The 26,741-nt window shown below is 38.4% G+C and carries 20 protein-coding genes and 2 pseudogenes; 16 read left to right on the forward strand and 6 right to left on the reverse strand.

Features of this window, described 5'->3' with window-relative positions:
- Position 1: 1 nt before the first annotated feature.
- From G6Q48_RS00995 to G6Q48_RS01020, 6 genes and pseudogenes are all read right to left on the reverse strand, one after another.
- A pseudogene (locus tag G6Q48_RS00995) lies at positions 2–3,119 on the reverse strand (DNA methyltransferase).
- A gap of 18 nt (positions 3,120–3,137) precedes the next feature.
- Positions 3,138–3,617: a hypothetical protein gene (locus tag G6Q48_RS01000; RefSeq protein ID WP_166264078.1), complete on the reverse strand. Its 480-nt coding sequence runs from the start codon at positions 3,615–3,617 to the stop codon at positions 3,138–3,140.
- Positions 3,610–4,989: a DUF3696 domain-containing protein gene (locus G6Q48_RS01005; RefSeq protein WP_166264080.1), complete on the reverse strand. Its 1,380-nt coding sequence runs from the start codon at positions 4,987–4,989 to the stop codon at positions 3,610–3,612. The genes G6Q48_RS01000 and G6Q48_RS01005 overlap by 8 nt, the downstream gene beginning before the upstream one ends.
- Before the next feature lie 9 nt (positions 4,990–4,998).
- Entirely contained in the window at positions 4,999–7,887 is a 2,889-nt protein-coding gene (locus G6Q48_RS01010; protein WP_166264082.1) for an SNF2-related protein, read from the reverse strand.
- A gap of 380 nt (positions 7,888–8,267) precedes the next feature.
- The gene (locus G6Q48_RS01015; RefSeq protein WP_166264084.1) at positions 8,268–8,483 is read right to left on the reverse strand and encodes a helix-turn-helix transcriptional regulator; all 216 of its coding nucleotides are present in this window, start codon (positions 8,481–8,483) and stop codon (positions 8,268–8,270) included.
- A gap of 202 nt (positions 8,484–8,685) precedes the next feature.
- Positions 8,686–9,261: an inovirus-type Gp2 protein gene (locus G6Q48_RS01020; RefSeq protein ID WP_166264086.1), complete on the reverse strand. Its 576-nt coding sequence runs from the start codon at positions 9,259–9,261 to the stop codon at positions 8,686–8,688.
- A 672-nt stretch (positions 9,262–9,933) separates the two neighbouring features.
- Between G6Q48_RS01020 and G6Q48_RS01025 the strand changes: the two genes are divergently transcribed.
- From G6Q48_RS01025 to G6Q48_RS01100, 16 genes and pseudogenes are all read left to right on the forward strand, one after another.
- Positions 9,934–10,905: a hypothetical protein gene (locus tag G6Q48_RS01025; RefSeq protein WP_166264088.1), complete on the forward strand. Its 972-nt coding sequence runs from the start codon at positions 9,934–9,936 to the stop codon at positions 10,903–10,905.
- 131 nt (positions 10,906–11,036) lie between these two features.
- Positions 11,037–11,924 carry a GTPase family protein gene (locus G6Q48_RS01030; protein ID WP_166264090.1) on the forward strand — a complete coding sequence of 296 codons (888 nt, stop codon included), beginning with the start codon at positions 11,037–11,039 and terminating at the stop codon, positions 11,922–11,924.
- A gap of 303 nt (positions 11,925–12,227) precedes the next feature.
- Positions 12,228–12,692, forward strand: a complete 465-nt coding sequence (locus G6Q48_RS01035) for a hypothetical protein (RefSeq protein WP_166264092.1) — start codon at positions 12,228–12,230, stop codon at positions 12,690–12,692.
- Positions 12,693–12,850: 158 nt separating this feature from the next.
- Positions 12,851–13,186, forward strand: coding sequence for a hypothetical protein (locus G6Q48_RS01040; RefSeq protein ID WP_166264094.1), 336 nt, complete (start codon positions 12,851–12,853; stop codon positions 13,184–13,186).
- A gap of 164 nt (positions 13,187–13,350) precedes the next feature.
- The gene (locus tag G6Q48_RS01045) at positions 13,351–13,797 is read left to right on the forward strand and encodes an antirestriction protein (RefSeq protein WP_242685769.1); all 447 of its coding nucleotides are present in this window, start codon (positions 13,351–13,353) and stop codon (positions 13,795–13,797) included.
- Positions 13,798–13,857: 60 nt separating this feature from the next.
- On the forward strand, positions 13,858–14,694 hold the full coding sequence (locus tag G6Q48_RS01050) for a DUF932 domain-containing protein (RefSeq protein WP_166264096.1): 837 nt from the start codon (positions 13,858–13,860) through the stop codon (positions 14,692–14,694).
- Between the two features lie 408 nt (positions 14,695–15,102).
- Positions 15,103–16,626, forward strand: a complete 1,524-nt coding sequence (locus G6Q48_RS22715; protein ID WP_166264098.1) for a GmrSD restriction endonuclease domain-containing protein — start codon at positions 15,103–15,105, stop codon at positions 16,624–16,626.
- A gap of 428 nt (positions 16,627–17,054) precedes the next feature.
- Positions 17,055–17,588: pseudogene (locus tag G6Q48_RS01060) on the forward strand (tyrosine-type recombinase/integrase); the annotation flags it as partial.
- Between the two features lie 243 nt (positions 17,589–17,831).
- On the forward strand, positions 17,832–18,503 hold the full coding sequence (locus tag G6Q48_RS01065) for a heavy metal response regulator transcription factor (RefSeq protein WP_166264100.1): 672 nt from the start codon (positions 17,832–17,834) through the stop codon (positions 18,501–18,503).
- The gene (locus G6Q48_RS01070) at positions 18,500–19,864 is read left to right on the forward strand and encodes a heavy metal sensor histidine kinase (RefSeq protein ID WP_166264102.1); all 1,365 of its coding nucleotides are present in this window, start codon (positions 18,500–18,502) and stop codon (positions 19,862–19,864) included. The genes G6Q48_RS01065 and G6Q48_RS01070 overlap by 4 nt, the downstream gene beginning before the upstream one ends.
- A gap of 85 nt (positions 19,865–19,949) precedes the next feature.
- Positions 19,950–20,960, forward strand: coding sequence for a protein-methionine-sulfoxide reductase catalytic subunit MsrP (gene msrP, locus G6Q48_RS01075; protein ID WP_195697835.1), 1,011 nt, complete (start codon positions 19,950–19,952; stop codon positions 20,958–20,960).
- Positions 20,960–21,568 carry a sulfite oxidase heme-binding subunit YedZ gene (locus G6Q48_RS01080; RefSeq protein WP_166264106.1) on the forward strand — a complete coding sequence of 203 codons (609 nt, stop codon included), beginning with the start codon at positions 20,960–20,962 and terminating at the stop codon, positions 21,566–21,568. Before msrP ends, G6Q48_RS01080 begins: the two co-directional genes overlap by 1 nt.
- An 873-nt stretch (positions 21,569–22,441) precedes the next feature.
- The gene (locus tag G6Q48_RS01085) at positions 22,442–22,762 is read left to right on the forward strand and encodes a helix-turn-helix domain-containing protein (RefSeq protein ID WP_102138145.1); all 321 of its coding nucleotides are present in this window, start codon (positions 22,442–22,444) and stop codon (positions 22,760–22,762) included.
- Between the two features lie 199 nt (positions 22,763–22,961).
- On the forward strand, positions 22,962–23,504 hold the full coding sequence (locus G6Q48_RS01090) for a fimbrial protein (RefSeq protein WP_102138144.1): 543 nt from the start codon (positions 22,962–22,964) through the stop codon (positions 23,502–23,504).
- 83 nt (positions 23,505–23,587) lie between these two features.
- The gene (locus G6Q48_RS01095; protein WP_166264108.1) at positions 23,588–24,127 is read left to right on the forward strand and encodes a fimbrial protein; all 540 of its coding nucleotides are present in this window, start codon (positions 23,588–23,590) and stop codon (positions 24,125–24,127) included.
- Between the two features lie 70 nt (positions 24,128–24,197).
- On the forward strand, positions 24,198–26,675 hold the full coding sequence (locus G6Q48_RS01100) for a fimbria/pilus outer membrane usher protein (RefSeq protein ID WP_166264110.1): 2,478 nt from the start codon (positions 24,198–24,200) through the stop codon (positions 26,673–26,675).
- The last annotated feature ends 66 nt before the right edge of the window (positions 26,676–26,741 follow it).

A 26,741-nucleotide genomic window follows, 5' to 3' on the forward strand; every position in this document is an offset into this window, starting at 1 on the left:
CTTAAATCTCCTCAGCAAACATTAGGCTCAGGAATTCCGGCTCAATTTGACGGAGTTTTAAGCTACGTAACACTTCGCCGTCGTCACCATCAACCGTAAATGCCGTTGGCAAATTGTGGTCGCCATTAATGTAAATCACATCAAAAGTCTGCTCTTTGGCATACAGATCAAAACGGTTAGCGTAATCATTAAGTTTTTCATAACCAATTTTGTCGCAATCGCGCCACAAAATAAGGGTACGCTCACCACTTGGTAAAGTCCCTTCAACACGAACAAAGCCACGCTCGATATTCGATTCAATCGACTTAACATGTAAACCAATCAGGAAATTAAAAGTTTCTACCAAGTCAATCGGCTTACGCTCTGTCGCACCAGCAGAGTCGGCAGCAATATCCATCTCATAGCTAAATGGTTTTCGGAAACTATCTGTGTTTAACAGTGAATCCTTACTCTCTTCTCCTAACATATATTTTAACAAGTAATCATCGGCCACATCTTTTGACATAAAGTCAAAGAGATCTAAGCTTTTTTTAGTTAACGATATGTTATTTAAAGTATCCTCGTAGCTCTCGACTTTTATAATTTTCGAGATATAAGAAATACCATTAGGCTTCAATGCGACTCCTTTCTTCCAGTCGTCAGAATAGACTACCTTGGCTATTCTCGGTACGAGAACTTCTTCGAAGTGAGCCCCCATTTCAACCAACACCTGTTTGTGTTTGAGACCTTGTTCGCGCATCATGTTTATTACTGCATGTCCATTTGTACCTGACCCAGCGAAGAAATCCATAAAGTAGGATGGAGTATTCCTAGTTGATAACAAGGCTTCATACATGGAAACGGGATGGCAATAAGGGAAGTTCAGGCCGAAATCATCTAAATACGCTTTTCCGCTTTTCCCGTCACTCAGGACAGATGTAATCTGCTTCTGCGCATCGGGACGTAAATGGACTATTTTTTGAGGCTGAGTAGTCTCGTCTTTCCCAAATACAATCAAATCATCATTAAGTAACTGCTGAATAGTCTCAGGAGCTCTTGACCACCCGTTCGGTGGGACCGGACATTCTTTTCCTGTTTTTGGATGCACAAGTGGAATATAAAATTTTGAATCCGTTCGTTTTTCAGGAGCCCCCATCGCTACAAGACGATAAATCTGACCATTATCATCAATATATTTATAAGCTTTATCTCCACCAGAAAAAGTTTCTTGCTTGGTCAACCACTTTTTGTACTTATCTCGTATTTTATCAGTTACAACACCACCTGTTTCTTCAAGTAATTCTTTAACAAATTGTTGCATCTGAATTATTGAAGCGCTTCGTCCATTAACGATTCTTTCTTGATTACCCTTGAAACAAATGTACTCGTGTTGTGTTGCAATTCCCTTGCGTCCTAACATAGGGTTCTTCTTATCCCAAACTTGCGTTCCATGATTTAAGTAACCACAGTCTGAGAAAAGCAAATCCAACCGTTCGTATTCATTCTCATCAATATGGCATATGAAATCACCACCTTCCTTCATCAATATTTTTGCTAAGGATAAGCGGCTTTGCATCATGGATAACCAAGAGGAGTGTTTAAAATTATTCTTATAAAGAAATCCGCTTGTAGCAGTGTTGTATGGTGGGTCAATGTGAATACAATCGAATAATGCAGAATACTTAGTTTGCATCAAGCTTAGCGCATGATAGTTGTCACTATTTATTAAAACAGCATCAATATTGTCATCTAAATCATGTAATTCGGAAATAACAGCTTCTATCCAAGCTTTGTCAAATAACCTTGTGTCAACTACAAGAGCTGGATTGCTCAACAATTCTTCTTTTTTACCAGGTACAGCACCTGTTCGAAAACCTAGTTTATTCCACTGTTCCCACTGTGCAACGTTGTTCTCTACTTCTAACAGCAAAGAATCAGGGATATTGTCAATGGTTATCAAGTAGTTCGTTGAAGTAATAAACTTCTTTTTTGTCCACAAGGCCTTTTGAAAATTCTCAAGTTGCGCCAAGAATGTAATTAATTCTTGCGCCACAGATCGTAAACACTGGATCATGCGCAACTGCTTTTCGATGTTCGCAAACACTTCCGCATTTTGAACATTGTCCAGGTTCATCACTTCATTCTTGATGTAAAAGTCCAGCTCATTACTCAAAAAGCCGCCGAGATCTTTATGAATAAAGTAATCTGCGGTATTACGCTGAGTGTAGGTGGTAAGATGACGTTCAAGCTCTGTGCGGCTTGGGTTGCTCTCGGTTGGCGCTCGTTTGGAAAGATCCGCCCAATACTGCTGGACTTGGCTATCTGAGAAAATAGTGGCAATCGCGGTTTGTACTAAGGCATCTTGCTTAGTGCCTTTTTTCATTGCTTTGTATTCGAAATGAATCACTAATTCTTCAGCTTCAACTGATTCACCGTTAATAATTTCTGTCGATTTTACGACTTCAACTGGTTGGTAACTTTGTTCTATTTCTTCTCCATCCTCGCCCAATTTGGTACGAGTATGCGGCTCAATGAGGACAAAGCGACGGTCAGCATCGTTATCTTTACGATTATCCTTGGCGGTATCTGCCGACAGCAGCTTGAAGCTTACCTTACGACCATCATCGAGTTTGAAAGCATAGTTGGCAAAGTTCTCGCCGCTTTTAATGTAATACTGGTCTTTATTGGCCCAATGCAGCATGACTTCTTCACCTGCATAGGGGATAGCATAAGTATCACCTTTGTAGCGACGCTTACTGATAAAGTCGCCGTTATCGTAATAACGAGAAAAGAATGTGAGCAGATGTGAGAATACAGCATTTTCATGCTCGCTAGCACCTGATGTAGCTTCAGCTATTTGCTTCTTCAATGCCTGGACTTTGGGGCTCTGATCAGGCTCGAACCCTGCATCAGTTGTAGCTTTAATCGCAGCTTGAAGTTGTTGTTCAAGATCTGCTTTATTCGCATTGCCTGCATCAGCTAGGGCAGTTTTAATTTTTGCTTTAAGCTTGTTGTCCAGATAGTCATTTATCTCGTCAGCGCGTGCATATAAGAATACGATAAATACCAAATTCCAACTCTGGACGGTCAATCTGAAAAATCTCTTTTAGCTTTTTAACTAACTCGTTGTACTTACTCATAGTTTTCTCTTAATTTTGTTAGCGCTGACTACAGTCTGGACATAATTGTTGTACGGTTATGTTCAATCGGTTCATTAACTCTTGTTGCTCAGCCCAGTCACTGTCTGTTGCATTAACGACTTGTGCGCCACCGGATAATGCAGTTGCTAAGAATTTTCTATCTGATGGATCAAAACTATTTTCTGGTAGCTCTAAAAAGCCACGTCTCTCATCAATAATCGGATTGATTGTAACTAACTCAACATTCTTTTGGGAGTACTGATTGTCATAGAGATACTTAAAAAACATATCACCTACACCAGGGCTACCAGCATAGCTAAGATGTTTTGCATATTCGTCCATTATCAAATTTGTCTCATCGAGACAAATTGAAAGCTGCTTGCAACCCTCTAACAGTTCAATGCAAGCAAGTTGACAGTTGGTAGAAGCTTGGTTTGCTAAACCATTAGCTACAATTGCAACATTACTATCAATCACTTTTTTAGCCGCATTATTCACAGCTATTCTCCCTATTTTGCATAGCTTTTCTTTTTAATAAAGCGGCCCTTCGTGTAGCGGCAATTTCAGCCATTTCATCACCAAAAAAATTTTCTGGCCAATTGTGAATTGAGCCAAATTCATCTAATTGTAATGTTTCATAATTGGCGCTACCGTTTTTTATAGAAAAGAAGTAAAGCTCAATATCTTGTTGTTTTACGCTACTTTCCGCCACTCTACGTTGTAAGCGACGAATAAAATGTTCACTATGACTCTCAACAATCACTTGAACATTACGAGTTTTAGATACAGTTAAAATTAAATCTGCAAGCTCACTTTGTACTGATGGATGTAAGTGAATCTCGGGCTGTTCTAATAAAACAGTACTGCCTTCGGGGACGTAATAGAGTAACACTAATACTGGTAGTATTTGTGATACACCAAAGCCAACATCAGTTAGGGCGACCTCACTGCTGCCAGATTCTTTTTTGACTAAAGTGCTAAAAATATTCGAATTCGGTGCAACTTCTTTCACTCTGAAAGAATGAATTAAACCTAATTTTTTCAGCCAGTATGCAATCATTCCTTCAAAAGACTTATTGCGTTTCTTATAACCTAAACTTCTTTTTTCATTACGAGTTGAAGCCGCCAATATAGCGTTAATGGTGAGCTCACCTCTAGTTCCAACATCTGTCGGACTGGCACCAGACCACTGATAATTGCGTTTGGGATAGTCTCTAAGCGGTCCTAAGTAGTAAATGTTATCCATCATAGCTTCAAAGGAAGCTTCAAATTGACTTAAAAAATCTGCATTTTGGTAATAAGTCTTAGCTTGATCAGGGAAAAGATAATTTTTTGTTGGTTTTGGTAATTTCCACATACGACCTTGGGTACGTGTAAAACGAAACTTCGAATCACCTTTTGAAACAAGCTCAAAATCATTAGAATCCAGTTTTCTTTGTATTGAAAATCGATGGTTCGCAAAACTATAACCTAATGCTTTCACTCCTAAAAGCTCACTTTCCAATCCGATAGAAGAAGAGATTGATAATCTAGAAGCTTTAAACAAAACACTAGCAGAGCTTTTTTCAACATCTTGTATTTTCAACTCTTTAGGAAGAGTCCAGGATAAAGTCCATGAGATATCTTTTGTCGTATCGTGTTTGAATACCACATCATGGTATGTTCCTAATTCTACAAGTTTGTCATGACCACCAAAGTCTGCGGCTATAGCTCTATCACTATTATTTTTACTTTGTTTTAACATAAGTAAGAAGTGAATTAAGCTACTTTTACCGGAACTGTTTGTACCAAATAAACCGGTTACCATACCAAATTTTATCGCTAGTTTTTCCCAAGCTTTAAAGTTATTGAGTTCTAGTTTTTCTAACATATATGCCTCCTATGTGACTTGCCAACGAATTGTGAACAACTCAGTCACTTCAGTTCTTTGCTTCATGCGCTCTTCTAAAGCAGCGATTAGTTCATCCCGCTTATCAGCAATCTCGTCTTCAATATCAAATATCTCCATTCGCTGGCGTTTTTGTAGTCGTTCCAGTTGCTTGAGCTTCTCTTGATTTAGCTTTTGCTCTTCAACTGTTAGAGCGTGCCTAGACTCTCTCTTTACTGACTTAATTTGTGCCTTCGTATCCCGCAGCGCCTCCTCTGCTGCGAACACTTTGTTTTCAGCCCACTTCTCTAATTTGTCTCTTTCAACTTCAAATAATGCATTATTTTCGTCCATAACTTCAGCCAGCTTGGCGTCAATTTGGCGTTTTTTCAGTTCAATAAGCTCAGAAGGTAAGGTATTTTGCTCGTTGCCGTTCTCACTTCGGCCTACACTCGCCCCTAAATTAAACAGCCTTTTACAAGCATCATTATCAATAAGTTGGCCACTGTCTGTTTTAGCTGTAAAAAGCAAAAACTCTTGCCTGTTGAATGCATCAACTCCAAGAACACTCAACGTTAACCACCCTGACTGCCCCTTTAACTTTTCAGCAACGGATATCTTCGTTGCGTGATTGGTGTAGTCGAACGACAGCAGTGCTCGTTTAGTTTCTATCGATTTAGCATTATCAATTACATATTCACCAAGTGGATGATTAATGCGGTAAGCATGGCTATGTTGATCTTGAACCTGCAACTCACTGTTTTCACTACCCGCTTTTCTCAGTAATTGATATTGACCTACTGGTAGCTGCTTGACTGATTTCTGTAGCGTAAATCGATAATTTGCGTGGTCAAAACTGGCGCAATCTTTTAATTGTTGATGCGTTACAGCCCAAAACCACCGTCCCACTTTGTCTAGGCGCTCTCTTGCTTCGTCGAGTTTGATCTTTAGAATATCGTGGATGTCTTCATCAAAGTGCTCAAGTAACTTTTCTTGGATCCTTTGCATTTTGACGCTAATTTCCTCTTCAAGCTCTTTTTGTAGCAACGAGAATGCAGCTTCAATTTCTTCAGACGAGCGACATGAGTCATAGATAGATTGAATTCTTTTTTCAAAGTCTACACCGCTCTCGATACTGCCTAATACGCTATCTGATGCGCCAAACACACCATCAAATAGATTAAACTTTTCTGTTAGCAGTTCGAGTACTCGCTGATCTGCCTGGTTTCGTTGATTGAGAAAGTTAACGACAACGACATCAAACTTTTGACCATATCGGTGACAGCGGCCAATCCGCTGTTCTACACGCTGCGGGTTCCAAGGCAAATCGTAATTGATTAACAGAGAGCAAAACTGAAGGTTAACACCTTCAGCCGCCGCCTCTGTCGCAATCATAATTTCAGCATGTTCTTTAAAATGGTCTATCAGCGCAGAGCGCTTATCAATTTGTGCTGACCCTGTAACACGTGATGACCCTTGATATTGCTCTTTCCACTGTTGATAAATCTTGTTCGCTTGAGGCGTGTTGTTAGTGCCACTAAAAGTAACGACTTTATCGGCATAACCATTGTTTTCGAGAAATTCTGCTAAGTACTGCTGGGTACGCATTGACTCAGTGAAGATGATGACTTTTTTGGCAGCGCCCATTTCAGCGAGTTGCACAAACCCTTTTTCTAAACCAACAAGCAGCTCTTTTGATTTGGTATCAACCCCGATTTGCTCTGCTTTCTTGATCAAGATTTCCAGTTCTGAGATTTCAGCATGAAGAGCAGAAAAATTTATTGGTTTTTTCTCTTGTGCTTCAGATGTACTATCAAGTTCATCAACAAAATCATCCTCCAAATCGTCGTCTGTAATGATTTGTTGGACGATGTCGATTGCACTGTCATCTTCCCCGTCACTCGCTAACTTTTCCAATCGATACTTAAGGATCTGCAAGTTGTTAAGCACTGCCTTTGTACTTGAAGACAAAAGTTTTCTCAGGATCAATCCTGTCAGATGTCGATGTCTCTTCGGTAGTGCATAACTGTCTTCTCGTTCAAGCAATAATTGCACGCGTTCGTACAAATCTTGCTCTTGTTCACTAGGGTAAAAAGGTATTGTTATAGCCTTTCGCTCAGTGTACTTAATGTATTCAAGCACGTTTTTACGCAGCGTTCGCTTTACAAACCCAGACAAACGTTCTTTCAACTCCAAAGGGTCGCTATCCGCCTGCATAAATTGTTTTCGGAATGCTTTTTGATCGCCAAAAGCATACTCGTCAATTAATGTAGACATGCCATAAAGTTCCATTAAAGAATTTTGTAATGGCGTGGCAGTCAGTAACAGTTTCTTTCGGCCATCTAAAGCTCGTTTTAGAGCTTGCCCCATTTTGTTACTTTCACGATGTGCATTCCTAAGCTTGTGGGCTTCATCAATTACGACCAAATCCCACATTTCAGCAACAAGTTTATCTTCTAATCTTGCCGCATAATGGTAAGACATGATGACAATTTGCTTGTTATTAAGAGGATTATAAATACCTTCCCTTTGCAACTGGTTAAATGTTTTTGCATCAATAATTTGAGATGGCAGATTGAATTTTTCTAACAATTCACAGGCCCACTGACGTCTCAATGACGCAGGGCAGATGATTAACAATTTTCGTTTACGTTCAGCCCAGTATTGGCAAAGGACTAATCCAGCCTCAATTGTTTTACCCAAACCAACTTCATCAGCAAGTACTACACCTTTGCTTAGCGGATTTTCAATGGCAAAAAGTGCGGCTTCAATCTGATGTGGGTTTAAGTCAACACTAGCATCAAATAGTGATTGGGATAGCCTATCAACTCCATTATTTGAATGGAGGATTGATAATTCGTGCGCAAAATACTTAGCATGATATTCCGTAATATTGTTCATTCATGTTCCTCATAACTTGGCGCTAAAGCTAAGTTTGCTACACTATAGTAAAGCCTGTATCGATAGACTACCCTTGTTTAAATTATGAATTGCTTAACAAGCTAGGGAATTTACTTGTTCAGTCATCTCCATAAACTAAGTCCCTATCGTATCATAATTAGGAAAGAGTGAAGTAGTGACCAGTAGGTAGTGATTATTTTTGATGAAAAATTGTATCTAGTAGATAAATAATGAGCTTAGTAAGGTACCCATTAATTAGCATAATGAGCTTTTAAAGCGAGAAGGGACTGTGTTTTTAGTTACTGTATCTAAACCTCTGTGGTATAGACAAGGAGGTAGTATTGCATTTGATTAACAGAATAAAATTGGCTAGAGCTTATTTATCCTCTAGATTCAGTAATACGATTTTGTAACCATTGCTCAATTTCACTCCGTAACCAACGTGAGCTACGCCCTAGCTTGATAGGCTTAGGGAATTCACCATCTTGAATTAGCTTATAAAACCACTTATCTGTTAAGCCCGTTAACTTAGTGATGAATTTCATATCAATGAATTGGTCGTTCAGTAGTGGGGTATCAGTTGTTTGAATAGTCATTGTTTGTTTCTCCGATAATTGAAAAGGAGAAGGATTCGAAAAGGGATAATGGGAGCTGCGGGAATCCTTCAAACAATAACTGACTGGCGTTATTTTTGATTCAGCATGAAAGATGAAGTTGAGTTTAATTACTTTTGTCCATGTATGAAAAATTACCCCCTGAATTAGGGGGTATGAAATTATGATGTCAGTTTTCATTCACCTATTTTTTATTTCGTTTTCTTCCAATTTGTTTTGCAGTCGGAATATCGCTGAGCTGATAAATACGGCGTTCTGTACGCTGACTATCTTTGCCTAAATAACTTAATATATATTTCATACCACTACGACCATCCTCGTCGGAATATTCAATAACACGCTCACCAGGAACTGGATAATATGGTTTTGGTTCACAGTGGTGTGCATAACCTTCACCTTCAGTAACTTCTTCCCATATATCGCGAATATCTTCCCAGAAACGCCATACCTTCTGATGACGTTGACCATTAATGTAAAATGCTGCGTGAATATGCAAACGATGTTGCTCTCCATATTCTAATACCCATGCAAAACCTACAATGCTAGAAATATCTTTTACTTGTTCAATTAACAATGTCATATCCGAAGTGATTTGATGAATATCGGCATATTTAAATGATTCACTGTTTTTACGATAAGCAAAGTCGATACGCAACATAAGGAGTTTTGAATAATATTCAAATAGATCATCTTGATGATTAAATAAATCATGTTGTAATAAATAGTCTGGTTTGTGATTAAAATTAATTGTGCTTTTCATAATGGTTATCCTCAGTGATTAATGTTTCTCATGGGATAACGGTATGTTTTAAATTTTGAATGAAATAAATCATTATGGTTCTACGCGGGAAATTATCATCAATCATGAATTGCTAAGAAATTTCATTTAATCAGTGAAAACTTAAAAATCAGTAGGTACTGATTCAAATATTTCTTCTGGCTTATTTTAATCCCATTGATATGGAAGAGTGGATACTCGACTCACCTTTCATGAATCTAACTACAGTTATTCATAGTAATGACTGAGAATGAATAGCCAGATTGAACTCAATACTATTTTGGGGAGTGGATTAATCAATTATGATCTTTATCATATTAAATAACCTTCTTTATTAAATAATACTAATTAACCTTAATGAAATATTTTAACTAAAAAATGGAGAGGGAAAGCATGGGTTAACTTGTCTAGGATTTGAGTGCTTTGAATGTTCAGACTTTGACTAAGCGCTCCTTGATGACAAGTAGGTACTACATTAGAATTGTTTTCTTCCATAAAAGCATCTTTTGTGATTGAGTACCTGGAATTTATCTTGTTTTTATCAAAATTAGTCATGAATAAATCATGGAAATTTGATGTGAAAAACAAGTATAAATCATGAGGTTTTAATGGTAGTATCTTGTCATTATCACGGCGTGATTTACTGGAGGAGAGATGGCTTTTAATTATAATGATTACTCAACGGAATTCAGTAAGAAGACACGTTCTGAGTATGATGTCTTATTGAATAGTAATAAAAGGGAATTAATTTATTATATTCATCGCTTACAGAGTTATAGAAATTGGCGAGCTTATATTTCAGATTTGAATTACAATGATATTAGTAATATAAAAAAACAAATAGAAAACTCGATAAATAAATTTACATATCATGATGGTGATATAAATAAATTCATTGATAGAATGTTAAATAATTATCATAATCACGGCATTCGAGAAAGTGCATTTGAATGGTTAAAAAGTGATGAGCGAGCATGTTTTTTAGTATTATTAATGTTATTAATTGATGATACTGAATTTGATGATTTGCTCAGCATAGAGAAGGATAACTATCTTAATTTTCAATCTGGCTCTATTTATTATTCTATCATTGCTTGGTTTGATAAATTCACTGAGCCAAGAAATCAGCGAAGTGGACGGCGTGAGAATGAAGGAAAACTAAATAAATATCATGAAAAGTGCATGATTTTAGAAAATAATTTAGTTTCTAGTTGGCTTCTGAGTATGAATGACTTGGGTGAAATAAATTATTGTTATAACTATTTACAACGCTTAGGTATGAATACGTTAGCTGTTGTCATGAATAGTGATAGAGCAGAGTTTATATTTCGCTTAGGTGAAAAGTATAATATTAATAGGAAAGCAATTTTAATCGCTTTTTTTGACTACCTATACCTATCACCAAATACAGGCGTTTTTGCCGCTGAAAATTTAAAAATGAAAATGGCGAGTGCACTCTCTTCTTGGAAAAATAGAAAAAATAAAGAAGGCTATGTTGATGTGCATTTTGATATCAAAAAAGAAAATATTCCTAAGCTGGATGAACTTAAAAAACGATTTAACGTAATGTCTAAAAAGGATGTTGTCAATGCGTTGATAGAATATATGTATGATAAAAAGGAATAGTCTTTCTAGATATATTCAATAGAAAGTTTAAAATTTTTTCAGATATATATCATTTTAGTGATATCTCATCCTTGATATCTCAATAAACCATCAGCCATCCATTTGGGTGGCTGATTTATTTTGAGGTTAATATGAAAAAATTATCGGGCTATGCCCTTATTCGCCGTCATCTCCGATGCTACCCTCGTTCACTGCGTCAAACCTTATTAAAAGAGCTCAATCAGCTTGTGACCTATGAACCTGTCATTGGCATTATGGGTAAGACTGGTGTCGGGAAATCCAGTCTGTGTAATGCCTTATTTCGCAGTCAAGTTTGTGCTGTCAATGCTGTTGAAGCTTGTACTCGGCAGCCCCAACAGGTCAAATTACGCTTTGGACGGCACACACTAACGCTAGTTGATTTACCGGGTGTCGGAGAAAGTCAACAGCGTGACGAGGAATATCGTGAGCTCTATCGTGAGTGGATACCTAAACTCGATATGGTGCTTTGGGTTCTGAAAGCCGATGATCGCGCATTTTCTATTGAAGAACAGTTTTATCAAACAGTATTCACGGAGTATAACGGAGAGCTACCGGCTATTACTTGGATTTTGAATCAAGTCGATAAGATAGAGCCTGTAGAGCAGTGGCACTGGGCATCCGCTCAGCTTTCAAAACAGCAGCAAGCTCATATCACATTGAAACGACATGCTATCGCCAAACAAATGCATATCTCTGTAGACACCATCATTCCGATATCTGTTAAAGGCCGATATCATCTCCCCCAATTGGTGGAGGCGATTATCACTCGTCTCCCAAAGCAGGCACGTAGTCCCTTAATCCCACATCTACAAAATGCCTATCAGACCACAGCGGTTATCAATCATGCGCGTAGCTCTTTCGGTGATACGGTCGTAGATATCATTGAGCGAGTGATTGATTTCGCACCACTTCCCCAAATCGCTCGGCACGCCCTCAAATCAACAACTCATCATATTGCTAAAGCAGCGCGCTCTGTCTGGTCATTTTTCTTTAGTTAATTCAATTAAATGACTGTCATATTGGGTCTTCGATAAACGATTTTACGTTGTCATGATCGAATTTGTCGATCGAACCGATCGGTTTTTTTCATTATCCACATCGAAATGGCGGTTATACAATCACTCAGAGGTATTAATAGTTTTCATTTATTTATAAAAATCAATGCGATAAATCGCAGAATTTGTCACGTTATTAAGAATGGAAAACCATCAGCCTCTTATTTAGAGCTCACTCTTTGTTCGTATTAATGAGTTCTTACGCGCCTATATCTGAATAGGAAAAATAGCTAATTGGAAAATATCATGAAAACAAAATTGATTATTTCTGCACTTTTTATTTCGGCTTTAACACCGACACTCACTCATGCTTTTGGTAACTCACACACTTGGACGAGTAACAAAACACAAGGTGTGACCGAGTTTGTCATTCTGGGTCAGGGGCAATCTCAGCTTTATCTGTCTTGTGAAGACAAAGGGGATAAACCCATTCAAATTATGTTTACGGATAGCAATGGTCATCAAACCCGTATGGATACGGGGCAATATTTGGAAATGAAATTTGACGGAAAGGAGGTATATCAAATCAGTGACAGCGCAAGCAGAGCCGGCTCAAGTCACGTCGAAGTCGCTTGGGATAATTTACGTCATGAAAAACAGGTCACCGTCTCCGCTGACGGCGGCCAGCCCGTGACCTTTACCTTAAAGGGGGCCGCAAGCGTTATCCCTGAAATCGGGGATAACGGCTGCTGGACTCAATTTATCCTCTAAGTACCCTTTGGGCTCAACGATAAGATACCTAACTCACTGAAGCCACGAGATAGTAAAAACCGTGACAGCATTAATCGAGTGGGAGATGTCCCCTTATTCGAGCTCAAGTCAGACATATCCGTGATTTTTACGCTCATTCCATCATAAGGATACTCATTATGAAAAAACTCATTTTTGCACTTTCGCTGGGGCTGATGACGTGTTTCGCCTATGCAGAAAAGGCGCCTATTCGACTCAGTGAAGGGCCCAGCAATGCCGGGCGTTCATACAGTAAAATCTATATCACCTCAAACGTTGATAGCGTGGTCATCAAAAAAATTTTAGTTAATCGCGGAAACTGTAAGGATGCGGAATACCGTCCTTGGAAGCCCATTAGGCTGAATTTTGGTAATACCTACACACGTCTATTTACGGGTAAAAGCCCAGGAGTACCGTGCAATGTCATCGAGGTCGCCGTGGATACCAACCAAGGCGTTTGGACATTTGATTTCTGATTATGTCAATTCTTACCACTAAAGGCCTGCTGCTTATCAGCAGGCCTTTTTGTTTACTGTCGTCATGACACTTCTTAGGTATCGGTAGTTAAACAGGTGGTTTGTAGTCCTGTTCACTCATCATTTTTATTACCCGTTATTAATTTATTAACAGGAGAAATCATATGTCTTCCTCTTATTCTGCTTCTGCGCTAGAACCAAACTCATTTATTCTCGCTAATGTCGTGCCGCTTTCAGCTAGACCAAATTTCTGGCAAAGCCACTTTGGTACAGTGAAAGGCTTCGCCACGTTTGAAGTAGTGATTTTCACTATCATGGGCCAGTTCTGTGATGAATATACGGGCGGCTATTGGGAGTACTGCACTTTACCCAACGGCGGTGCGTTTATTTATCCTGATTTAGGCCATGAAAAACTAGCGTTATTCAATATGCACAATGGTAATGAAGCGGAACTAAGTCCTGAAGCGGCTGGCGTTGCCGTCTGTTTGATGTTGTATAGTCAGTGGTCATTTAGAACCGAAAGTGAATTGCTAGTTGAGCGTTTCTATCAGCTTCGTGATTACGCCATTCAACATCCTGAAAGTTCAGCTATTTTCCATCTTATCGACTAGCTCTCCCTTAATTTATTCTCTCAGTCTTACCTATCTACTTTATTTTCAAGGAAATTTATTATGATCCGTTTAACCTCTCGCTTTGGCGCGGCGAATAGCATTCGTCGTGACCGCCCGTTAACCACAGAAGAATTATTTCGTACCGTTCCGAGTGTTTTCTCAGAAGAAAAACACGATTCACGTAGTGAACGGTACACTTACATTCCGACCATTACCTTATTGGATAGCCTTCAAAAAGAAGGCTTTTATCCGTTCTTTGCTTGCCAAACTCGTGTACGTGATGCCAGCCGTCGTGAGCACACTAAGCATATGCTACGACTTCGGCGGCATGACCAAATCACGGGGGTACAAGTCCCTGAAATTATTCTGCTGAATAGCCATGATGGCTCGAGTAGTTATCAAATGCTGCCGGGGCTATTTAGAGCGGTATGTCAAAATGGTTTAGTGTGCGGTGATACCTTTGGTGAAGTCCGTGTTCCTCATAAAGGTGATGTGGTAGGGAAGGTGATTGAAGGGGCTTATGAAGTATTGGAAACCTTTGATACGGTAGCTGAAAAACGCGAAAAGATGCAATCACTATTATTACCGCCACCAGCGCGGCAAGCTTTAGCACAAGCGGCTTTGACGTATCGCTTTGGTGAAGAACATCAACCTATTACCGAGGAGCAAGTATTACAGCCTCGTCGCTGGGAAGACAAGAAAGATGACCTCTGGACGGTATATCAACGTTTACAGGAGAATTTAATCAAGGGAGGGTTATCGGGTAGAAATGCAAAAGGTAAGCGTGCTCGTACTCGTTCAGTGAATGGCATTGATGGTGATATTAAATTGAATAAGGCGCTATGGGTGATGACAGAAAAGATGTATGGGCATTTTTCTGGTAGAGAAAGACTATAAAAATAGTAGCACATTGTTTTTTCATAGCGCAATGTGCTTATTATTTGTTTTTTTGTAAATTAGGTCATGTCTATTCTGGGATTTTAATTGTGATGAGGGTGGGGAAATAAGCAAAAATAGGCTGGGGAATGAACTAAATTAATATGATGTATATGTTATTATCCTACCTTATTTAATAAATTTGCTTAATATATAATTTAAGCTTTAGTGCGATATTTTTCATATATTTAATAAGGATGGCTGTGATGCCCAGTAAATCAATTAAAGCGATAATTCAGGATATTAATAATGATGAGGCAGATGGAGGGGGGCTCTGGCTACCAAATATTCAAAGGCAATTTGTATGGAATACTGAGCAAATAGTTCGATTGTTTGACTCTGTAATGAGACAATACCCCCCTTTCTTCTATGCTATTATGGAAAACACGTGAAGAAGTAAAATATCGCAAGTTTATTGCGAACTTCAATGATGGTAAGGTTGATTTAAAGGCCCATTATCATCATGGCAAAAAGAAGGCTAAGTGGTTGGTATTAGATGGGCAACAACGCCTACAGAGCTTCTACCTAGCTTTGAAAGGTAGTATTGATGGACAAGTATTACACTTCAACTTATTAAGTGGTGCAGAATCAATTAAAGAAGAAATACGTTATCACTTTGAGTTTAAAGATGCTAAAAAAACTACGTGGCCTTGGATGGCTATGTCCGAGATTATTTATACAAAAAAATTACCAGAGCAAATACTTAGTCAATGTGTGATAGATAATGAACTGGAGCTGAGTACAGAAGAGAGAGAGCAAGCTACAATCAATCTCAGTCGTGCACGGCAAGAGTTTAGCAATGAAGGAGCGGTACTCTATCATGTAATTGATAGCAGTGAAGATGATAGTGAACTAGATTTTGATGACGTGGTGGAAGTATTTATTCGAGCAAATTCAGGAGGAACAAGGTTGAGTAAGTCTGACCTTATGTTCACCTTGCTATCAACTGAATGGTCAGATGCAGATGTTATTTTTGAGGATTTTCTGGAAAAAATTAATGATAATGGTCGCTTTAACTTTTCACGTGATTTTCTAATAAAACTAAGTACTACTCTACTAGGTTTTGGCGCTAAATATAATGTTGATAAGTTGCGTGAGGATGATGTTCGTAAACAGATCAGTGAAAAGTGGCCAGAAATTTCCCAAGCTTTACTGTTTGTTAAAGATGAAATCGTTAGCAAAACATATATTCGTTCCGGCAAAGCCCTTACATCTTATAATGCTCTAATCCCATTAGTATTTTTGCAATATCATTTCCCAGGAAAATTATCTAAATCGAAAGCCTTAAAACAATATTTGGTACCTGCATTACTTAATGGTGTTTTTTCTGGTCAACCAGATGGCATTATTGATAAATTGGTTAAAGTAATTGAAGAAGATAAAGGTTTCGATCTGAAGAAAATTAATGCTGCGATTGTTTCTTCTAACCGAAGTTTGAACTTGACGGAAGAACGCTTATTTTACTGGTGCGGCTATGGTAGTGGTCATATTCACTTGTTATTTAACTTGTGGTATGGCGGAGAATATAAATCTTCAGGCTTTCAGCATGAACCACAAATTGACCATATTTTTGCTCGTAGCCTACTAAAAGAACAGAAGGAATTGAATGAAGATACTGGGCGTCAAATACGAATTTATGAAAATTGGGAAATAGATCAACTTGCTAACTGTATGCTGTTGCCTGCCCATCAAAATGGTGCTGGTGACAAAGGAGCACAACCATTAGACAAATGGCTTAAAAACCAATCTACTGAATTTTTGGAATTACATTGTATTCCTAGTTCACCAAAAACTTTGTGGAAAGTGGAAAACTACCCACGTTTTATTGAGAAACGTAAACAGTTAATCCGTGAGCGAATTGAGCAAATGGGCTTACTTGAGAGCGAAGAATAAACAGTTAGCGGTGCGGTAGTTGGATACTACCGCTTTTTAATTGTGTTGAGCAAAAGAACTAGAATTTTACTACGTTTATCTTCATTAAATTTAATTTAATTTAATTTAATTTAATGATTTCAGTTTATTAGTATGTATTAGACTTATAAGTATAAACTAAGTGTTACCCTGATTTTTATATCTATCAATGCAATGTTTTCAATATGGGTACATTTACGGGTATAAAAATAATCAGTAAAAATATATTATTTAAATTTCATATTGTTAGTCTTTTATTGCGAGTCCGGCCTTCGCACCATAAGAACATCAAGAGACGTCAACGGACGTCTTTTTTTGTATCTGAAATCCCAGTTTTACAAGGCTTTTCCCCACTTTTCAGTCTTCCCAAGTATACTAAGGTCAACCCACATCAAGTACCTACTGTTGGTTTAATTATTGGTGTTTACCTTGATATTTTATGTGCAGAAGACAGAAAGAAAAGAGATGCGGGTAGAAAGTTAATAGCAAATGGTATTGATCCCAGAGAAAAATGCAAAGAAGTGGTCAGAAGGCCATAGCCATAGAGTGCTCAAAAGCCTTGAGGACAATATCTTCGCTGCTATTGGTTAACGCAATATTGCCGAACTGAAAACCCGCGATCTCCTCGAACTCATTAAAGCCGTAAAAATGTCTGGACGTTTTGAAGTGGCGGCACGTTTACAACAACGTGTGACAGCCATTATGCGCTATGCCGTACAAAGTGGTTTGATTGATTATAATCCTGCACAAGATATGGCTGGCGCAGTTGCCACAGGTAAACGAGTCCATAGAGCCGCATTAGAGCTTAAACGCCTACCTGAGTTCTTACAACGCATTGATGATTATAAGGGAAGACCTTTAACTAGCCTTGTCGTTAAACTCACCTTATTAGTTTAGTCTTCATTCGCTCCAGTGAACTGTGTTTTGCTCGTTGGGATGAAATCGGTTTAAATAGAGGTTCCTTTAGTAAACAGAATGCTTCATATAAGCCCGTTGCATTCGCTTGCCCTTAGACCCTGTATAAAGCACATATAAATTAAGCAAGAACTACGTTCGAGATATTGCGACAAATAACAAGCGACTAAAAGTCGAGATATTTCCTGTTGAGTTTAATTCCTACCCGTTTCTTTAAAGGAAAAATTTCTTTAAGATGAAATTAAGTCAAATAAAGTCACTGTTAGGTTTCCATGAGAATACTATTAATTGAAGATCACCTAAAAACCCAAGTGTGGGTCAAAAATGGGTTAGAAGAAGCGGGTTTTCTCGTTGATGTGACTAATGATGGTCGCGATGGTCTCTATTTTGCCTTAGAAAACAGTTATCAGTTGGTGATCCTCGATATCATGCTGCCTGGTATGAATGGCTGGGAAATTTTAAAAATCTTACGTACAGCTAAAAACATACCGGTAATTTGCCTCACTGCGCGGGATGCCGTTGATGACAGAATTAAAGGTTTAGAGCTTGGTGCCAATGACTATCTGGTTAAGCCGTTTTCGTTTTCTGAATTATTAGCTAGGGTTAAAAACCAATTAAAAGTTAACCAACCAGCCTCAACCACCATGACTATTGCGGATTTAAAAATCGACTTAACTCGCGATGATGTTGAGCGTGCGGGAAAGAAAATCACCTTAACGCGGCAAGAGTTTTCCTTATTGCTATTCTTCGTTCTACATTGCGATGAAATTTTACCTAGAACTTTAATTGCTAGCGAAGTTTGGGGCATTGATTTTGAAAGTGACACGAATATTATTGATGTGGCTATCCGTCGGTTGAGAAAAAAAATCGATGATGAGTTTGACGTTAAACTCATCGAAACCATTCGAGGGATGGGATACCGTTTAAATAGGCCTATAGAATGAAAAAGAAGTCACTTCGCTTCAAACTTATTTCTCTGTTTATCGTTCTTATGGTTACTAATGCTGGGGTGGTGACATGGGTTTTGTATCATTCACTCAAAAATGAACTATCTGAACAAGATAATAATTTACTGGTTAACCGTGCGGAGCAACTTGCTAAGCTCATCGCTGGTGGTATTGATATCAAAACACTTCCCATGTATTTCCAAAGCATGATGGACATGCGTCAAGACTTGATCCAAATTTCTGATGCAGCAGGGAAAATACTGGTTACTACCAAACAAGAGTTATTGGGCTCCCAACCTCTTCAGTTAGTCAACCTTGAGCAGCTAAATATCAATGCCATTAACCATTGGCAAACTGCTCAAGGTATCCCTATTTCTGCGGTTTATTTCTCGATGAATTCCCCAATAGGGCCGCTCCATGTCGTTCTTGGTAAAGTTTCTGTCGACCGTAGTGGCGTGTTGACTCAATATCTCATCCAAAGCGTAGTGATTTCTATTTTCTCAATTTTGCTGATGGGGCTACTCAGCTTATGGCTGTTGAAAAAAGGATTATCCGACATTCAAGCATTGAGCCAGATAACGGTCAAAACAGACGTTCACGCATTAAATGATCCAATTGATATTGACCAGTTACCACAGGAGTTGAAAGAGTTGGGCGAATCAATGAATACGATGCGCCAGCGGTTAAAGCATGATTTTGTCAAACTTACTCAGTTTGCCGATGACTTGGCGCATGAGCTGAGAACCCCAATTAATGCGATCCGGGTACAAAATGAAATAACACTTCAGCGTTCGCGCAGTGTTAGCGAATATGAAGGGATGATAGTCAGTAATATTGAGGAGCTCGATAAACTGTCACAAATGATACAAAGTACTTTGTTTATTGCCCGTGCTGAAAATAAAAATATTACCTTAAATCGAGAAAACCTTTCTTTATATACGTTAGTTAACGATGTCTATGAGCTCTTTTCTGCCTATGCAGAAGAAAAACAGATTGAGCTGCATAGCGAGCCCTCATCCCTGACTCTTGATGCTGACCCTGTATTACTCAGCCGAGTTTTAGTGAATATTGTCTCCAATGCGATTAAATATTCTCACCCGGGCACCCGTGTCGTTACCCAAATTATAGCGCTGCCGCAACAGAGAGAAATTAAAATGACTAACCAAGGGGAACCTCTACAAAATAGTGATGAAATTTTCACGCGTTTTTGGCGTGGTGATAATGCTCGAACCACAGAGGGAACAGGACTTGGGTTAGCGATTGTGAAAGCGATAGTCGAATTACATGGCGGGTCAGTGAGTTTTGAGCACCATGCAGGAACCAGTACCATTACCCTGAAATTTCCTACAATTAAGTAAGATGACAAATTTGTCATCTTACTGTCAGCCACTTTTACTGCGCTTTCGGTATAACTAATTTCATATCCTTTTTGCTATGGAGCGCATGATGAAAAAGTTACCTAAAATTCCCACATCTCAAATCACGGATGAAACCCTCTTTTTTATGAAACGCCGTCAGTTACTTAAGGCTTTAGGCATTGGAGCTGCAGGTTTAACCGTTGCGGCGACAGCTAATGCAGGGCTGTTTTCTTGGTTTAACGACGATACGCCAACAACTCCGATGACGCCAAGAAAATCTCTGACATTTATTCAACCTGAAGAGTTTCAGCCATCTTTAACCCTCACACCAGAAGATAAAGTGATTGGTTATAATAATTTTTATGAGTTTGGGCTCGGTAAATCCGATCCTGCTGAGAATGCTCATACTTTAGTCACGGATGAGTGGACGGTGACAATAGACGGCGAAGTGAATCGTCCTCTTACGCTTAATTTAGATGATATAAACACTAAGTTTCCCTTAGAGGAGCGCATCTATCGCATGCGCTGTGTTGAGGCTTGGTCGATGGTTATTCCATGGGTTGGTTTCCCTTTAGCGAAACTATTGGCTTTAGTCGAACCCACTAGCAAAGCCAAATATGTGGCTTTTGAAACACGCTACGCTCCAGAACAAATGCCAGGACAAAAAAGTCGTTATATTGGTGGTGGTTTATCGTACCCCTATGTTGAAGGGCTACGCTTAGACGAAGCCATGAATCCACTGACTTTGCTGGCGACTGGCGTTTATGGAAAGACATTACCCAACCAAAACGGAGCACCGATCCGGTTGGTCGTACCATGGAAATATGGCTTTAAAGGGATTAAATCTATCGTCAAAATTCGCCTTACTGAGCAAATGCCTGACACGACATGGAACCTATCAGCGCCGAGCGAATATGGCTTTTTTGCCAATGTGAATCCAGGTGTAAACCATCCTCGTTGGTCACAAGCCACTGAGCGTTTTATTGGTGCTGGAGGCTTAGGCCAAGTGACCCGACAGCCAACATTGTTGTTTAATGGATATGGCGAACAAGTGGCAAGTTTGTATCAAGGAATGGATTTGCGGAGATATTATTGATGCCCCAAGACAATAAGTTCATCGTTGGATTAACCAAAGGGAGTTTTCACCTTATTGCTTTGCTCCCTCTAGTATGGCTAATTTTTTTAGTCGAGACCCAACGGCTTGGAGCCGACCCAGCTAAAGATATCCAACATTTTACAGGAATAGCTGCTTTGCGTTTGCTCGTCATTATTGTATTGATCCCACTGGCTGCAAAATTATTGCGATTTACCGTATTGTTTCAGACGCGAAAATTACTGGGGGTATGGTGTTTTTTCTGGGCTGCGCTGCATTTTAGTAGCTATCTATTACTGGAAATTGGCGTAAATAATTTGGCGTTATTTTTCGAAGAGATTTTTTCGCGGCTCTATTTAGCAATTGGAGCGATAGCTTGGTTGTGTTTATCGTTAATGGCAGTTAGTTCATTCAACCGTATACGCCTTTATTTGGGTGTATGGTGGAACAGAATTCATATGCTGCTTTACCCTACGCTCATATTGGCGCTTTGCCACTATACTTTGTCACTAAAAACCTTAACGCCTGAACCATTTATCTATTTAGCCGTTGTGGGGAGTGCGTTTGCTTATCGCATGCGGAGCCAGCAAACACAACGAATAAAACCTTAATAAAGGGTGACGCGCTTTAATCGTATTCTTTCCTGATACTATCAAATGCCAGTACTGGAGTTTCTCAGTATTAGGTATTTGGTATGTATCTCAATATTGTGTAAAGCAAATCTGTACATCGTTTTATGATAAGTGCTTGTCGTCTTGCTCATCCCCTTCTTGTGGTAACGGTTATATCGTTACTATTTGAATTGAACCCAAACTTAGTGTGACTCGGCTAAATTCTTATTTTTTACAGGGATGAAATGTTTAAACGAATCTTTCATGTACACTTTATTAAAGTATAAAATTAACAAATATGAAATATAATATCTTAATACTCATTATCGGAGTAATAAATATTCTGGTTTTTTATATTGTGTTGGAATTTATTGGGTGTTAGTGATGTTTTCTATGGTCCATAATTCTGGTGATAAACTTTACGGTAATTTATAATTAATTTGTTGGTGTTTATAAATAACAAAGCTCAGATAAGTCTTAAAAAAAATTCATATAATTTACAAACGCAAAATTCGAGTAATGCTGCATTCTTAAGTTGTATTTTGCGATTGAAATTTCACCATAAAATACATCTCATTAGTAAAATCTGTGTTTCAATATTTTAAAATGTACCAAAATGTAATTTCCAATATGAGTAAATCTAATTTTGTATCCATAACATATTGTTATTTATATTATTAATTTTACTGTTGAGCTGTTTTGTTACATTTACTTCGTATTAATAGGGCAATAAATTGTTTTTAATAGCAATCAATTTGCCTTATCGATTATACAAAACAAATAATCAACCATATAATCATTAAAAATTTTAGGACGGTATCTATGGTTCAGATTGGTGCCTATAATTAATTTTTAATACAAAGGTTGAATTAAATGACTTATTTTTCTAATGAGATAAATAAAGAGATAGGACAGTATTTGAGAGGAATTAGAAAAGAGCAAAACTTAACTGGTGGAGAGTTAGCAAGAAGATTGAATATTAGCCAGCAGCAGATATCTCGATACGAGACGGGGAAAACAAAGCTAACATTTGAAATGATGGATACAATCCTAATCATATTCAATAAGTCTTGGAGAGATTTTTTTAACCACGTAATAGATAAATATGATAATGAAAGATTACAGTACACCATGAAAAATGGGAATAATTATTTTTCTATTTTAGATAAAGATATTAAGAAAATGTGGCGATAATTCGGTTAATAAATAGTTTAATTCGTTTAGTGAAGGGAAATTGTTAAACATAACTAATGTAATATATTAAAATGAAAACTTTATTAAAAATAATCATTAATTAATTTTAAAGTTAATGATTATTTTTATCTAAAGTTGTTATTAACAACTGTTACGTTGAAACATACATCATGTAAGAATTACACAGGATTAAATAATCATGAAATTGAATAAATTTGTAATGGGTGCCGTATTTGCATCAGGTTTTGCTTCATTCGCAGCAATGGCTGCTTATACTGGTACTCCTACTAACGGTACTATCGAATTTTCAGGTGAGTTAGTGAATTCTGCTTGTGGTTTAAGTCAAGAATCAAGTCCTGTAAAAGTTAACTTTTATCAGATCCCTATTTCTAATTTAAAAAATGGTGAGCGTGCAGGTAATATCAAGAAAGATATCGTTCTGCAAGGGTGTGATACTACCGTTGCACAAACAGCAACAGTAACTTACACACCATCAACTATTAACCCTAATGATAATACATTAGCAGCGTTCACTTCAGGTACTGCAAGTGGTGCTGGTATTGGTTTAAGAGACAATGGAAATAAAGATGTTGTTTGGGGACAAGCTTCTTCTTCTGTTAACTTATCTAATGGTAAAACTGCAATTCCATTCGTTGCTTATTTAAAATCTGATAATGCATCTAATGCAGTGACTCCAGGTAGCTTTGATTCAACTATCAATTTTAAAATTGATTACCAATAATTTGTAATTGGTTTTATATCAATGTGCGGAGTATTTAATACTCCGCATTAATAAAACCTACCAATAACTAAATGGTATTGTCCATGATAAGTCGGGTTGCAAAAATAACACTAGGCTCTAGTTTGTTATGGCCTCTATTAAGTTGGGGAATGACCGGCAATAACACCCCTGGTGATATTGTAATGCAAGGTGAATTAATAGAAGCCTCATGCACGATTGATCCTGAAAGCCGAGAGCTTTGGGTTAATTTTGGTGAAATTAGTGCCCGAGAGATTACCCCAGAAATCAATATTTTGGTGAGTAAGGATTTTGATATAAAGCTCGTTGGATGTACGTTGCCTTCTAATGACAAAGGTAGTGCATCGCGCGCGCAAATAACCATGATGGGAACCTCTGTTAATGATGACCAAATTTTACAAGTGAGTGGTGATTCAGAAGGATTTGGAATTCAATTTAGAGATTCTCACGGAGAAATACTTAAGCTTAATAGAAAAATGCCGGATTACACATTATTAGAAGGGCGCAATAGATTAGATTTTACTGCTGTTTTAGTTGCTTATCAAAAGCATATTAAGGCAGGTGATTTCGAAGGGGTTCTAAGGTTTAGGATGGATTATTTCTAAAACTAATAATTACATATAAAAGAGAATTGAACTAAATCTCTAGCCAACGAGTGAATACTGAGTAATTAAAATGATTATTTTAAATGGAAATATAAATAATATAAAAAGACTATTTGCAATATATATTGCAGTACTTTGCTATTCACCAAATATGTCTGCAAATGATCTTGTTGAGTTTAACGTTGACGTATTAGATGTTGGTGATCGTAACAATATTGATTTAACTCGATTCTCTAAAGATAACTTTGTATTTCCTGGGACTTATTTATTAGATGTCTATATTAATGGACAATCATTGTCGCAGCAGAAAGTCACTTATATTACCGATCCTCAAGATAGTGAAAAATCATTAGTTTGTTTTACTCCTAAGCAAATTGAAATGTTAGCGCTCAAAGAAGATGCGTTAAAAAAAATCCAAGCCATATCCCCTGAATGTTCAAATATTTTACCTATTTCAGGCGTTAAAATTAATAATAATGAAGGCAAACTGGATATCACTATTCCACAGGCATGGATGAAATATTCCGATCCTAGTTGGGTACCGCCTGAGCGTTGGGATTCAGGGGTTTCAGGCCTTATATTTGATTATAACCTGACAGGGTCAATTTTTCGTTCTTTGACGACAAATACAAACAAGCACTCATTGTCAGCATATGGCCAAACCGGGTTTAACTTAGGGGCGTGGCGCTTTAGAGCTGATTATCAAGCTAATTATAACGAGCGCGGTGATAGAAAATTCGATTGGAACCAGTTTTATGCATATCGTCCTCTGATCCACATGGCGGCTAAGCTGACACTGGGGGAAATTTATTTAAATTCTCAGGTTTTTGACACGATCCGCTTCACCGGTTTTAACCTGGCCAGTGATGAACGTATGTTACCACCGAATCTACGGGGATATGCGCCACAGATTAATGGTATCGCGAAAAGCAATTCAAAAATTGTTGTGACTCAAGCTGGGCGTGTCGTTTATGAAACGACGGTACCTGCGGGGCCATTCAGTATTCAAGATTTGCAAAGCTCCGTTCGTGGAACCTTGGATGTCAAAGTTGAAGGCGATGACGGCGAGGTATCGACTTTTCAAGTTGATACGGCAAATATCCCTTATTTAACGCGCCCAGGTTATGTGCGTTACAACGCTTCGGTCGGTAAGCCATCTCGATTTAATCACAAGCTTGAGGGGCCAATGTTTGCCACGGGAGATTTCTCTTGGGGACTGAGCAATAACTGGTCACTCATTGGTGGGCTACTTTTTGCTGGTAGGGATTACACCGCAATATCTGCTGGGTTAGGGCGTGATTTATCTATATTTGGTGCGCTTTCTGCAGATGTCACACAATCCATTAGCAGAATGCCAGGTGATAACACGCAAACGGGTTCTTCTTATCGCCTGAGTTATTCAAAATCATTTGATGAACTTAACAGTACGATTACTTTTGCGGGTTACCGCTTCTCGCAGGATAAGTTTAGAACGCTGTCGCAATATTTAGATGAGCGTGAGAACAGATATCTGGGTATTGGCCGTCAAAAAGAGATGTATACCGTGACAGGGAATAAAACTTTTTGGGCTGATGATCCTGATTGGAGAACGACGGTATTCTTAACTTATACCCATCAGACTTTTTGGGACCAAACATCCCAAGATAGGTATGGCTTATCTGTGGGTCGAACATTTCGTCTAATGGGTATCGATGGTGTCTCAACCAATATTGCGGCTTACCGTTCTGACTATCGAGGCCGACGTGACGATAGCATTTCACTTTCGGTTTCAGTACCTGTTGGTGATAGCCGTTGGGCAGGATACGACTTGCAAAACAGCGGCAGTAAGACCAGCCACATGCTCTCTTACAGTGATAACAGGGACATGAATAACTTATGGCGAGTTAGAGCCGGCCGAAGCAGCGATGATCGCGTGCGGTTTGATGGATATTATCAAAAACGGACGCAACTTGCTGAAGTTAATACCAATGTCAGCTATCAAGAAAGGCAAACGGCATCGATCAACGGGACATTACGCGGTGGTTTTACTGCTACCAAACATGGCTCTGCATTACATAACAGTACTGGTACAACGGATACAGCAAGAATTATGGTCGATACCAACGGTGTTGGTGGCGTGCCGTTTAACCATGAAAAAACGCGGACTAACTGGGCTGGTATTTCTGTTGTGCCTGACATTGTCAGCTATTACAGCTTCGACACACGTATTGATGTCGATAAGTTAAAAAATAACGTTGATACCAATAAGGCGATAGCAACATCGACATTAACAGAAGGTGCAATCGGTTATCAGCGGTTTGATGTAGCAGAAGGTGAAAAGCTCATCGCAACTATTCGTTATAACGATACGGTACCTCCGTTTGGTGCTGATGTGACAAACGCTGATGGTATTAATATTGCCATGTTAATGGAAAATGGATTGGCGTATTTGATGGCAGTAAATCCTAAAGAAACATTAACGGTATCTTGGGGCGGAAAAGCGCAATGTAAAATTCAACTGCCTGAAAAAATTAATTCGGGTATGTCAGTTTTGCTGCCTTGCCAATAATGTAATGACAGTTTGAAAAAGTATCTTATAAGGTAGAGAAAATGGCGATTCGTATAAATAAATGGG

This window comes from Providencia sp. M-27, assembly GCF_011077905.1.
In the GTDB taxonomy this organism is placed as follows: Bacteria; Pseudomonadota; Gammaproteobacteria; order Enterobacterales; family Enterobacteriaceae; genus Providencia; species Providencia huaxiensis.

Coding starts and splice junctions, on each gene's coding strand:
- G6Q48_RS01005 (WP_166264080.1), bottom strand. CDS start 4,989: ATGTTAGAAAAACTAGAACTCAATAACTTTAAAGCTTGGGAAAAACTA.
- G6Q48_RS01010 (WP_166264082.1), bottom strand. CDS start 7,887: ATGAACAATATTACGGAATATCATGCTAAGTATTTTGCGCACGAATTA.
- G6Q48_RS01015 (WP_166264084.1), bottom strand. CDS start 8,483: ATGACTATTCAAACAACTGATACCCCACTACTGAACGACCAATTCATT.
- G6Q48_RS01020 (WP_166264086.1), bottom strand. CDS start 9,261: ATGAAAAGCACAATTAATTTTAATCACAAACCAGACTATTTATTACAA.
- G6Q48_RS01025 (WP_166264088.1), top strand. CDS start 9,934: ATGGCTTTTAATTATAATGATTACTCAACGGAATTCAGTAAGAAGACA.
- G6Q48_RS01030 (WP_166264090.1), top strand. CDS start 11,037: ATGAAAAAATTATCGGGCTATGCCCTTATTCGCCGTCATCTCCGATGC.
- G6Q48_RS01035 (WP_166264092.1), top strand. CDS start 12,228: ATGAAAACAAAATTGATTATTTCTGCACTTTTTATTTCGGCTTTAACA.
- G6Q48_RS01040 (WP_166264094.1), top strand. CDS start 12,851: ATGAAAAAACTCATTTTTGCACTTTCGCTGGGGCTGATGACGTGTTTC.
- G6Q48_RS01045 (WP_242685769.1), top strand. CDS start 13,351: ATGTCTTCCTCTTATTCTGCTTCTGCGCTAGAACCAAACTCATTTATT.
- G6Q48_RS01050 (WP_166264096.1), top strand. CDS start 13,858: ATGATCCGTTTAACCTCTCGCTTTGGCGCGGCGAATAGCATTCGTCGT.
- G6Q48_RS22715 (WP_166264098.1), top strand. CDS start 15,103: ATGCTATTATGGAAAACACGTGAAGAAGTAAAATATCGCAAGTTTATT.
- G6Q48_RS01065 (WP_166264100.1), top strand. CDS start 17,832: ATGAGAATACTATTAATTGAAGATCACCTAAAAACCCAAGTGTGGGTC.
- G6Q48_RS01070 (WP_166264102.1), top strand. CDS start 18,500: ATGAAAAAGAAGTCACTTCGCTTCAAACTTATTTCTCTGTTTATCGTT.
- msrP (WP_195697835.1), top strand. CDS start 19,950: ATGATGAAAAAGTTACCTAAAATTCCCACATCTCAAATCACGGATGAA.
- G6Q48_RS01080 (WP_166264106.1), top strand. CDS start 20,960: ATGCCCCAAGACAATAAGTTCATCGTTGGATTAACCAAAGGGAGTTTT.
- G6Q48_RS01085 (WP_102138145.1), top strand. CDS start 22,442: ATGACTTATTTTTCTAATGAGATAAATAAAGAGATAGGACAGTATTTG.
- G6Q48_RS01090 (WP_102138144.1), top strand. CDS start 22,962: ATGAAATTGAATAAATTTGTAATGGGTGCCGTATTTGCATCAGGTTTT.
- G6Q48_RS01095 (WP_166264108.1), top strand. CDS start 23,588: ATGATAAGTCGGGTTGCAAAAATAACACTAGGCTCTAGTTTGTTATGG.
- G6Q48_RS01100 (WP_166264110.1), top strand. CDS start 24,198: ATGATTATTTTAAATGGAAATATAAATAATATAAAAAGACTATTTGCA.